At 61.5% G+C, this 11,275-nt stretch carries 10 protein-coding genes and 1 tRNA gene; 8 read left to right on the forward strand and 3 right to left on the reverse strand.

Annotated elements, in window-relative coordinates:
* Positions 1–226 precede the first annotated feature (226 nt).
* The 3 genes from R4P70_RS08425 to R4P70_RS08435 all read right to left on the reverse strand — a co-directional run bounded on the left by R4P70_RS08425 (position 227) and on the right by R4P70_RS08435 (position 2,874).
* The gene (locus tag R4P70_RS08425) at positions 227–1,207 is read right to left on the reverse strand and encodes a ribose-phosphate diphosphokinase (protein WP_019744654.1); all 981 of its coding nucleotides are present in this window, start codon (positions 1,205–1,207) and stop codon (positions 227–229) included.
* 54 nt (positions 1,208–1,261) lie between these two features.
* Complete coding sequence (gene glmU / locus R4P70_RS08430; protein WP_019744653.1) at positions 1,262–2,713, reverse strand: bifunctional UDP-N-acetylglucosamine diphosphorylase/glucosamine-1-phosphate N-acetyltransferase GlmU; 1,452 nt, start codon at positions 2,711–2,713, stop codon at positions 1,262–1,264.
* Positions 2,714–2,803: 90 nt separating this feature from the next.
* Positions 2,804–2,874, reverse strand: a tRNA-Gln gene (locus R4P70_RS08435).
* Between the two features lie 154 nt (positions 2,875–3,028).
* On the opposite strand from R4P70_RS08435, the gene R4P70_RS08440 reads away from it, so the two are divergent.
* From R4P70_RS08440 to R4P70_RS08475, 8 genes are all read left to right on the forward strand, one after another.
* A complete protein-coding gene (locus R4P70_RS08440; protein ID WP_019744652.1) occupies positions 3,029–3,682 on the forward strand; it encodes a TetR/AcrR family transcriptional regulator in 654 nt (217 codons plus the stop codon).
* Between the two features lie 189 nt (positions 3,683–3,871).
* Entirely contained in the window at positions 3,872–4,513 is a 642-nt protein-coding gene (locus tag R4P70_RS08445; protein WP_003946317.1) for a ScbR family autoregulator-binding transcription factor, read from the forward strand.
* Between the two features lie 286 nt (positions 4,514–4,799).
* On the forward strand, positions 4,800–5,246 hold the full coding sequence (locus R4P70_RS08450) for a holo-ACP synthase (RefSeq protein WP_020970291.1): 447 nt from the start codon (positions 4,800–4,802) through the stop codon (positions 5,244–5,246).
* Entirely contained in the window at positions 5,239–5,481 is a 243-nt protein-coding gene (locus R4P70_RS08455; RefSeq protein WP_003946296.1) for an acyl carrier protein, read from the forward strand. The genes R4P70_RS08450 and R4P70_RS08455 overlap by 8 nt, the downstream gene beginning before the upstream one ends.
* On the forward strand, positions 5,478–6,668 hold the full coding sequence (locus R4P70_RS08460; protein ID WP_020908563.1) for an acyl-CoA dehydrogenase family protein: 1,191 nt from the start codon (positions 5,478–5,480) through the stop codon (positions 6,666–6,668). The genes R4P70_RS08455 and R4P70_RS08460 overlap by 4 nt, the downstream gene beginning before the upstream one ends.
* A complete protein-coding gene (locus R4P70_RS08465; RefSeq protein ID WP_031333718.1) occupies positions 6,665–7,621 on the forward strand; it encodes an amino acid--[acyl-carrier-protein] ligase in 957 nt (318 codons plus the stop codon). The genes R4P70_RS08460 and R4P70_RS08465 overlap by 4 nt, the downstream gene beginning before the upstream one ends.
* A complete protein-coding gene (locus R4P70_RS08470) occupies positions 7,621–8,607 on the forward strand; it encodes a DUF1839 family protein (protein WP_019744648.1) in 987 nt (328 codons plus the stop codon). The genes R4P70_RS08465 and R4P70_RS08470 overlap by 1 nt, the downstream gene beginning before the upstream one ends.
* 2 nt (positions 8,608–8,609) lie before the next feature.
* Positions 8,610–11,195 carry a glycosyl hydrolase 2 galactose-binding domain-containing protein gene (locus R4P70_RS08475; RefSeq protein WP_317830662.1) on the forward strand — a complete coding sequence of 862 codons (2,586 nt, stop codon included), beginning with the start codon at positions 8,610–8,612 and terminating at the stop codon, positions 11,193–11,195.
* The last annotated feature ends 80 nt before the right edge of the window (positions 11,196–11,275 follow it).

Raw genomic sequence — 11,275 nt, forward strand, 5'->3', positions numbered from 1 at the left:
AGGCGAAGATTGCGGCGCGGTGAACACCGCCCCAACATCGACCTGGGTTTCTGGTCGTGGGCGTGATCAAGATCATGCTGAATGCCGCATTCGGTGGTATTCGTGTGTCCCACAGGTGGTTTCATGGTGACCGGGTGGTCTGTTTCTATGGTGTTCACGAAGACGACGACGGGCGCGTACCAGTGACCGTGAAGTCACAGGTACGCGCCCGTAGAGCAGCGTGAGACTAGGCGCTGCCGTTGAACAGCGAAGTCACAGAACCGTTCTCGAAAACTTCCTTGATGGTGCGAGCCAGCAGCGGTGCGATGGACAGCACCGTCAGCGTCGGGAACTTCTTCGACTCGTCGATCGGAAGTGTATTGGTGACAACAACTTCCTTTGCGCCACACGTCGACAGACGCTCGGCAGCAGGGTCGGAGAGGACGCCGTGGGTTGCGGCGATGACGACGTCACCCGCTCCGGCCTCCTTGAGTACCTTGACCGCGCCGGCGATGGTTCCGCCGGTGTCGATCATGTCGTCGATCAGGATGCAGGTGCGACCTTCGACATCACCGACCACGCGGTTGGACTTGACCTGGTTGGGTACCAAGGGATCGCGCGTCTTGTGAATGAACGCCAGCGGCGCTCCGCCGAGCGAGTCGGCCCATTTCTCGGCGACGCGAACGCGGCCCGAGTCGGGGGAGACCACCGTGATGTTCTCGAGGTTGTAGCCCGCGCGAATATGGTTGGCCAACTGGCTGTGTGCGTGCATGTGATCGACGGGGCCGTCGAAAAAGCCCTGGATCTGATCGGTATGCAGGTCGACCGTGATGATGCGATCGGCGCCGGCGGTCTTGAGCAGGTCAGCGATCAGGCGAGCGGAGATCGGCTCGCGTCCGCGGTGCTTCTTGTCCTGGCGGGCGTACGGGTAGAACGGAAGAACGGCAGTGATGCGCTTGGCCGATCCACGCTTGAGAGCGTCGATCATGATGAGCTGCTCCATCACCCACGTGTTCAGCGGTGCCGGATGACTCTGCAGGACGAACGCGTCGGAGCCGCGAACCGACTCTTCGAATCGAACGAAGATCTCACCGTTCGCGAAGTCGCGCGCGGTCTGCGGGGTGACGCGGATGTCGAGTTCCTTCGCCACCTGCTCCGCCAACTCGGGATGTGCGCGACCCGAGAACAACATCAGGTTCTTCTGGTTGTCGATCCAATTCGCAGTCACTGGTTCATGCCATCCTTTTGTACTTGCCGGTCGATCTGGTGGTGATCTGTGCTGTCAGGTTGTTGCAGGGCCGTCAGGTTGTGCAGCTGCTGCTGCAGCATCGGCCGCGGGCGTGCCGGGACGATTCTTCTGAACCCAGCCCTCGATGTTGCGCTGCAAACCACCCGAGACGGCAAGCGCCCCTGGCGGTACGTCGTTTCGCAGAACGGTTCCGGCCCCGGTGTATGCGCCGTCACCAACGGTGAGCGGGGCGACGAACATCGTGTCGGAGCCGGTTCGCACATGCGACCCCACCACAGTACGGCTCTTGTTCACGCCGTCGTAATTGACGAAGACGCTCGAAGCCCCGATGTTGCTGTGATGGCCGATGGTGGCGTCGCCGACGTAGGTAAGATGCGGAATCTTCGAATGCTCGCCGATGTCCGCGTTCTTCGTTTCCACGTATGCGCCGATCTTCCCGTGGTCACCGAGGCGTGTAGCCGGCCGCAGGTAGGCGAAAGGACCGACGGTCGCGTCGGCTCCGATCACGGAGTCGGTCCCGTGGGAGCGGACGACTTGCGCGCGCTCCCCGACGCTCACGTTGTCCAAGGTGGTGTCGGGGCCGATCACGGCGTCCTCGCCCACCGACGTTGTGCCGGTCAACTGAACTCCGGGCAGGAGCGTCACGTCCTGTGCGATGTGCACGCCGCAATCGATCCACGTGCTCGCCGGATCGACGACGGTGACGCCGGCACGCATCCACGTCTCGAGGATCCGACGGTTCATCTCGCGGGCGAGCGTCGAGAGCTGCACGCGGTCGTTGGCGCCCGCGACGAGAACCGAATCCGCGATGTGCTGCGCGCGAACACGCTTGCCCGCGCGACGGGCGATCATGATCACATCAGTGAGATAGAACTCGTGCTGTGCGTTGTTGGAGTCGAGAGACGCCAGCGCATCGCGCAGAGTCTCGAAGTCGAAGGCGTAGACACCTGAATTGACCTCGGTGATCGAGCGCTGCGAATCGGTGGCTTCCTTCTCTTCGACGATGGCGTTGACTTCGCCGTCCGTCGTGCGAAGGATCCGTCCGTAGCCGGTGGGGTCGAGGGCGGTCGACGTCAACACCGTGACCGCGGCCGCGGGGGCGGCAGTGTGCTGAGCGAGGAGGTCTGCGATGGTCTTGCCGTCGAGCAGCGGCACGTCGGCGGCCGTCACGAGTACGGTTCCGGCGAAGTCGGCCGGCAGACCCTCGAGTCCGCAACTGACGGCGTGCCCGGTGCCCTTCTGCTCGTCCTGAACGGCGACGGTGACGGGCCGGCCCAGTTCACCCGCGACTGCGTTGACTGCTTCGGTGACACGCTCACGATCGTGACCGACGACGGTAACCAGGTGCGTGGGGTTCAGTGAGGTTGCCGCGTGAAGCGAATGTGCCAGCATGCTGCGTCCGGCAAGAGTGTGGAGGACCTTGGGAGTCTTCGACTTCATTCGTGTACCGGCACCCGCTGCGAGAACGATCACGGCGGTCTGCACTGGTTTGAGCTCCCTCTGTCGATCAAACTGTCGATCAAACTGTCGATCAAGACACGCATTTCCGCTCGGAAAATGCATGTTGTTCACCAGCTCCGCCGCCAGGACTCGAACCTGAACTATCTGAACCAAAATCAGAGGTGCTGCCATTACACCACGGCGGATTGCCACGCATTGCCGAGCCTTGCGGCCGAACGCGCGCAAGAATAATCGCATGCCGACCCGCCGTAGGTCGAACCGCTCCTCTGATTGGGTCCCCGAAGTCCCGATAGGCTGAGCGTCCACAGCAGTAATTTGTGTGTCGGCGAGAGGAAGACAATGGCGGCGGTGTCCGGTTCGGGTGGCGGGGATCCAGTTCCCGAACGAGTGACACGGATCCGGATGACCGGTACCCAACGTCGGCAACAACTGATCGAGATCGGGCGGGCATTGTTCGCCGAACGGGGATACGAAGCGACCTCGATCGAGGAGATCGCCCAGCGAGCAAACGTGTCCAAGCCGGTCGTGTACGAGCACTTCGGCGGCAAGGAGGGGCTGTACGCCGTAGTAGTGGACCGGGAGATGTCGCGACTCCTCGAGATGATCACGTCTTCGCTCTCGCAAAATCGCTCGAGAGTTCGAGTCGAGCGGGTTGCGTTGGCTTTGCTCACCTACGTGGAAGAGCACACTGACGGATTTCGGATACTCGTGCGCGATTCGTCCGTTGTTGCGCCCAGTGGGACGTATTCGAGCTTGCTCAACGATGCGATCAGTCAGGTGGGCTACCTGCTTGCGGGGGACTTCTCCAGACGCGGTTTCGACCCCGGACTAGCAACGATGTACGCACAGGCGCTTGTCGGCATGGTGTCCACTACGGCTACTTGGTGGCTCGACGAACGGACTCCGTCGAAGGAAGTTGTCGCCGCTCACCTCGTGAATTTGTGTTGGAATGGGCTGACGAATCTGGAAGCCGACCCACAATTGGAGGGTTAACCAGGCGCGCCTGCCGCGCAGAGATGGATCGCGGTCTAAGCTGTGTTCGCTGTATCACGATCGTTTGATGGGCAAATGTCTCATTTGTTTGCAGGGTGGGTTGAATGCCGAACCGTGCCTTCCATTTTGACGCTGTGAACGGGTAAGACCAAGGATTCGTTCGATGTGTGGTGATTGGAGGCCGGATCGATGGTGAGGCAAGAACGGGCAGAAGCCACCCGTGATTCGGTGCTGCGCGGAGCAGCGGGTGTGTTCTTGCGCCTGGGTTATGCCAATGCCAGCTTGAGCGAGATCATCGCCGAGTCGCAGGTGACCAAAGGCGCGCTGTACTTCCATTTCGGGTCCAAGGAAGAACTCGCGCGGGCGGTGATCGACGAGGGTTCGGCGCGTTTCGACGCAAAATGTGAGCTCTGGTTGGACCGTCGCACTCCCGCACTCGAGTCGCTGATCGGTATTTCGTCGGTCATCGTCGACATCGGTGCGCACGACGCCATGGTTAGAGCAACGTTCCGCTTGTTGGTCGAGATCGGGGACTATCGGGGCTCCGGGCCGGCGACTCTGGACGTGTGGCTCGATATTTACCGTGAACTTGCCAGCCGTGCGGCAGACGAAGGTGATCTGCGTTCGGACGCGGATTCTGCTGACATTGCTCGTTTCCTGTTGGAAGTGGCGTCCGGAGTTCGGCTGATGGCAGCCGCGACCGGGACCGTTCGTGAGCTTTCGGACTCCATGAAGGCATCGTGGAACCTGATACTTCCGATCGTGGTCCCGGAATCGAAAGTGGAGTACTTCAGGCAATTCGCGGCCCGCCGCCTTGCCAGCGATCACTGAAATCACTGGCCCTCCGCACTGCTCCTTTGGTCAGTTTGCTGCAAATGTCCTGGTAGCGACATTGTTCTCTTTGTTCTGCATTCGAAACAAACTAAGAGTATGTTTATAGTGTTGATGGGAATCTGGAAGTCTGATCTTGCCCATCATCTTCGGATTGCGGTATGTTCTACTGGTAGCTGAAGAATTGCTGAGAATGAAGGTTTGTCAGGGCAGGGTGACGGCGTCGGCGCACCGGGCAGCATAGGGGGCTGCCCGGCGTGTACGACCCCAGATGGGGAGTCAACAGATGGGTGACACTGCGCCGACGCCGATGCTCGATATCGGCCCGCGGATCGGCTGTGACGTAGTGAACGTCGTGGATGTCACTCGAAGTATCGAACTCTTCGGGCGGAGGTATCTCGATCGGACCTTCACCCCGCACGAATTGCAGACGTGCGCCGGGCCGGCGCGGGATCAGCGATTGGCTGCACGCTTCGCCGCCAAAGAGGCTGTTGTGAAGGTACTGCGGCCTGGTGACGTCCCCGTTCCGTGGAATTCCATCGAAATCACTCGGGCCGAGTGGGGTGGCTGTGGGGTGACGCTGTCCGGTAATGCCGCGGAACTCGCGCGGGCCCAGGATCTGCACGATTTTCAAGTATCTATCTCGCACGAAGCGGACGTGGCCATCGCAATGGTGATCGCAACACGCTCGGGCGCTCGCATCGAAAAGAAGGACGACATCGCTGATGATTGATCAGGCAATTCGGAAAGTGCTCGTCGAGCACGGTCGGCTGGCAGTCGACGTGAGCACGATCGATGGAGAGGCCGATCTTTACGAGTTGGGTTTGACGTCGCACGCGAGCGTGAATGTCATGTTGGCGCTGGAGGATTCGTTCGACATCGAGTTTCCTGACGAGTTGTTGCGGAAGAGTACTTTCGCAAGCGTCAAGGCGATCGAGGGTGCGTTGACGGAGTTGGGTGCTGCATGAACGCTCCGCAATCGCAGTGCGCCACCGGGACAGCCCTCGAGCGGGCCACACGGTTGGCCGACGAAGTTGCAGCGGTGTGGGCCGACGAAGTCGATGCCGAGGCAAGGTTTCCGCGTGAAGCTGTCGACGCCATGCGAAGCGAACGGCTGCTGTCGGTAGCTGTGCCGAGGGAACTAGGCGGCGAAGGACTCTCGCTGCAGGAAGTGTCGCAGATCGCCCGTGTGATCGGAACACGCTGTGCAGCAAGCGGAATGATTTTCGCGATGCATCAGACGCAGATCTACTCGTTGGTCAAGCACGGCAACACCGAAGCGCTACGCGGGTTTGTCGAAGAAACGGTCGACAAGCAACTGCTGTTGGCATCGGCAACCACTGAGCTGGGAATCGGTGGTGACGTCAGCCGGAGTTATTGCGCGGTCGAAGACTTGGGCGGTCATCTGCTGTTGATCAAGAACGCGCCTGTCATTTCGTACGGCGAACACTCCGACGCGATAGTCGTGACGGCTCGGCGAACCCCGGAGAGTCAGCCGAACGATCAGGTTCTCGTTGTGTGTCGTACCCCAGACCTGACGCTCGAACGCACCACCGAGTGGAACACGCTGGGACTCAGGGGAACTTGCAGTCTTGGTTACATCCTTCGGGCCACCTCGACGCCCGAGATGGTCGCCGACGTACCGTATTCCGATATCTCCACCCATACGATGCTTCCGGTCTCGCACGTCGTCTGGAGTTCGGTGTGGTTGGGAATTGCCGACGCTGCAGTCGAGAAGGCACGCAAGTACGTGCGTGCCGCCGCCCGCAAGCAGCCCGGAGTCACTTCCCCCGGAGCGCTGCGGCTCGCCGAAGTTGCTGCTTCGGCACAACAATTCGCCGATCTCGTCGACGCCTCTGCACGCAGGTACGACCGCGCAGTTCACGCTGCGGAAGGCGCCGCCGATTTCGAGGCGACAGGAGCGGTGGGCTTTTCGCTCGCGATGAACAACCTGAAAGTCACAGCCTCCACCGCGGTGGTGGAAATCGTGGGGCAGACAATGCTGATCTGTGGCATCTCGGGATATCGCGAGGACACCGAATTTTCGCTCGGTCGGCACCTTCGTGACGCGCACGGCGCAGCGGTGATGGTGAACAACGATCGAATCATGGCAGGTTCAGCTCACATGGCTATCGGATACCGGGGAACGCTATGACGACGGAGAATGTGACAACCGAGACTGTGACAGGCGAGACCGATCTGGATCGGGCTCGGGCTGCATTTCAACGCGAACTGCTCGTCGAAGGACTACTCGTCGAGACAGAGGTACCGGGACTCTACGGGCGTTCCGGCGTGTTCGAGGACATCGTCGACGGTATCGACCGAGTGGTGGTTGCAGCGGGGCCAGGCGACGCCGCGACTCGGCTGCGGTTCCCGCCGGTGTTCCCTCGTAGCAGTTTCGAGCGCACCGACTACATCGCTTCGTTTCCCAACCTCACCGGCGCCATCAACACCTTCGCTGGTTCCAATCGCGATCACGCGCGACTGCTGGCCGATCGCGCCGACGGACAATCGTGGGATCGCCACCTCGAGCCGACCGAGACCATGCTCGTCTCCGCAGCGTGCCATCCTGCCTATGCGCGATACACCGGAGTTCTCCCCGAAGGCGGGGTGCTGCTGGACATCTACGGTTTTTGCTTCCGGCACGAACCGGCGATCGATCCGGCTCGCATGCAAGCGTTTCGGATGCACGAGTTCGTGACGATCGGTGACGCCGCGGCAGCGCGAGCGCATCGCGAGCACTGGATCGAGCGGGGGCTCGAGGTGCTCGGCCGGCTCGAACTCGACGCCACCCCGGTGATTGCCAATGATCCTTTCTTCGGACGCGCCGGAAAGATGCTCGCAGCCAACCAGCGTGAAGAGAATCTCAAGACGGAACTGACGGTTCGGCTCTACGGAGATCTCGACGAGGGCACGGCGATCGTGTCCTCGAACAACCATCTCGACCATTTCGGTGTCAACTTCGACATCCGAACGGCGGAGGGGGAGGTGGCGCACAGCTCGTGCGTCGGCTTCGGGATGGAGCGAATCGCGTTGTCCTTGTTGCGGACTCATGGTCTTGATGTGGCTGCGTGGCCAACCTCCGTACGCGAACGAATGGGCATCTGATGTCCCGGCTCATCGACATTTCACCTGATCGCTACCAACCCCATTCGTTGCACCAGGACGACCGGGTGTGGGCGCAGACCAACTGCTATACGGATCTGTGGATCGAAGTGTTGCATTCGCTGGGATTGGACCCCGTCCCGGCGCTGGCATGTGCCTTCTCATCGCGGTTCGACGGGACTCAGTGGACGTTCCTCAAGCTCAAGGCCGAGGACATCTACGCGCTGTACGGAATCGAAGTCGCCGAGATGAACGTCTGGCGGGCCCCGCTGATCCATGTCGAGGACAACCTCGCGGTTGGGATGCTGTCGACGGTTGAAGTCGACGGATACTGGCTTCCCGACACTCTCGGAACGAGTTATCACGAGGGGCACACCAAGACCACGATCGTGCCCAATCGGATCGATCGCGTTGCCGGCGAGCTCGAATACTTCCACAACAGCGGGTACTACTTGCTGCGAGGCGACGATTTCTCCGGTGTCTTCGATCTCGATCGTTCCTCACTTCCTTCGTTCGTGCCGTACGTCGAACAGATCAGGTTGAATCCGGTTCACGCGACCAACGCCGGAAACATCGCCGAAGTGGCTCGGCGGAACGTAGCGGTTCGAGCCGCGGGTAATCCCGTGCGAGAGCTGGGACGCCGGGTGATCGACGACCTCGAATGGGTGCAGGGGGCGGGTATGGATGCCTTTCACCTCTGGTCCTTCGGGCTACTTCGTCAGTGTGGTGCCAGCGCGGAGCTGGCAGCCGACGCCAGCGAGTTTTTGGACACTGCAGGTTTCTCCGGGACAGGCGAAGCTGCGCCAGATTTCCGCAAAGTGGCGTCCGGGGCCAAGAGCGTGCAGTTTCAGATGGCGCGTGCCTCCAGGGGCCGCGCGGTGGACCCGCGTGAGCAACTCGACGAGATGGCCGTGTCGTGGAAGAGAGCGATGGAAGTCGTTGCCGACACAGTCGGCGTCGACTCGCATCGACACTTGAGGTTGGTCTAACAGTGCCTCGTTCGTCAGCAGACCTGCTGGCCGGCGCGATATGGCGATGCGCTGCAACCGAACCCGGATCCATATCTGATCCGGATGCCCTCGAAACCGTGACCGAGTGGGTCGCAGCGTCTGTGCCTGGGACAGTCGTTGGTGCGATACAGGCGGCGCAAACGGACGCCGGACGCACGAAGTCCGTTGCATCGTCGTCGGTTTCATCATCGTCTGTTGCATCATCGGACTGGTGGTTCGTGACTACCGTGGCCACGACCGGTGAGGGGTCGTGGCTGCTCCAGTTCGACGGTGTGACGGCGTTTGCCGATGTCTGGATCGGCGGCGTCCATGTCGCGTCCACTGAATCCATGTTCACGCCTGGGGAAGTGAGCATTCCGGCCGTAGTCGGCGCTGGTAAACGCGTCCAGGTCGCTATTCATTTTCATTCTCTGTCCGCGATTCTGAGATCGAGGCGTCCTCGAGGACGTTGGCGCTCGTCGATGGTCCGTGAACAGGGTCTTCGGTGGATCCGAACCACGATGCTCGGTATGGCTCCCGTATTCAGTGGCGTTCCGGTACCGGTGGGACCGTGGCGGGGTATCCGGTTGTTGGACAAGGGAGTTGCCGCCGTAGTCTCGGCTGTCAAGCACGCGAGTGTTGACGGCACAACCGGTCACGTTGCCGTCAGCGCTCGGCTCACCGGATTGCCGGCCTCGCTGGAGTACGTGACCGTGCGCGTCGGCGAACACTCGCGACAATTGGCTGTAATTGCCGGACCGGACGGATTCCTCGAGGTGTCCGGCGTCGTCGAAGTGCCGGACGCGCAGTTGTGGTGGCCGCACACTCATGGCGCTCCTCGCACGTATCCGGTGACGATAGAAACGATCGGAGTCTCCGAGCATCTCGGTTCAGTGGGCTTCCGGACGGTGGAGGCCGACAGATCCGATGGTGGATTCCGTTTGAATGTCAACGGCATCCGGGTGTACTGCCGTGGTTCGGTGTGGGTGCCGACCGACCCGATCTCGCTTCAAGACGACGCCGGCACCACTCGTGTCTTGGAACGCCTGGCTGAGGCGGGCCTGAACATGATTCGAATCCCGGGGACGATGGTCTACGAGAGCGACCACTTCTGGGAGGAATGCGCGCGACTGGGCATTCTCGTGTGGCAGGACATGATGTTGGCGACGCTTGATCCGCCCGACACCGACGAATTCTTCGAACTCGTTGCAGCAGAGGTCACCGCGTTCTTGCACAGAGTGCGTGGAAATCCCGCTTTGGCAGTCTTCTGCGGCGGCAGCGAGACCGAACAGCAGCCGACCATGCTGGGCTTGGTCGATCAACACATCCCGCTCATTCATTCGAGACTGCCGGAGCTGATCTCGGCGGTGGCACCTGAACTCGAATACGTGACGTCGTCGCCCTCGGCGCCTCGCGGGGGAGAGCAATTGGCAACGCATGTCGGAAGCGGGGTCGCCCACTACTTCGGGGTGGGTGCCTATCGTCGTCCACTGGCCGACGTGCTCAGCGCGCGAGTACGTTTTGCGACCGAATCATTGGCATTTTCGATTCCACCGTCGAATGCCGTGATCGAGAACGAATTCGGTTCGCTCGCCGTCGCAGGGCACCACCCGGCATGGAAAGCCGCGGTGCCGCGGGACAACGGATCGTCGTGGGATTTCGAGGATGTTCGGGATCACTACGTCCACGCGCTTTTCGGCGAAGACGCTCGTGAAGTCCGGTGGTCCGACCCGGAACGCTATCTCGACCTGGGGCGAGCAGCCGTATGTGAGGCGTTCGCCTCGACGCTCGGCTACTGGCGTCGCCCGGATTCTCGGTGCGACGGCGCCTTGACACTCGCACTGCGAGACCTGGAGCCCGGACCGGGATGGGGGGTCCTCGATTGGAGCGGCAGCCCCAAGGCTCCGTGGTTCGTGCTCCGTAGGAGCGCCAAACCGATCGCGCTCCTCGTCACGGACGACGGTATGGACGGATTGAGGCTCGACGCGATCAACGAGACTGCCGAACCTGTCGTCGGCGAGATCAGGTTTCGAGCGCACAGTCGGTCAGGTGTCGTCCCAGTCGACGTCGCGCTACCGGTCAAGGTGAAATCGCACTCGAGTCTGACCTGGTCCGTGGACAGCCTTGTCGGCCGTTTCACCGACCTCACTCACGTCTTTCAGTTCGGGGCGCGGACATACGACGCCGTCACCGTCACACTCGAAGACGAAGACGGAGAGATGGTGGACGAAGTGGTGCACCTCCTGGGGAGCCCGGCACGGCCCCTCGAGCGGTCGGTCGGACTTGTCGCCACGGCGCGCAACGTCGGCGACGAAGAGTGGGTAGTCGACGTCACGACGGATGCTTCCGCCCAATACGTTGCCCTCGAACTGCAGGGCTTCGAGCCCGAAGACTCCTGGTTCCACCTCGCGCCGAACGGTCGCAGGACTGTACGTCTACGGAGAACCAGCCAGGCAACGAAGGTAATCGGCCGGGTTCGGGCGCTCAACTCTCACACCAGCGTGGCCGTGGCACCGCCGAGCGCCCCGGCCACCCGATCTTCACCGGCCAAGCGGACGACGAAGAAGCCGAGCGTTACGGGAAACTGAACGGATCGGACTGCGCTGCGAGATCGCGCACCGATAGAATCGAACCGGCGCACAACTCTGCCTCGGTGGAGATCTTGCGC

It is taken from the genome of Rhodococcus sp. IEGM 1241, assembly GCF_033142365.1.
Classification (GTDB): domain Bacteria; phylum Actinomycetota; class Actinomycetes; order Mycobacteriales; family Mycobacteriaceae; genus Rhodococcus_F; species Rhodococcus_F erythropolis.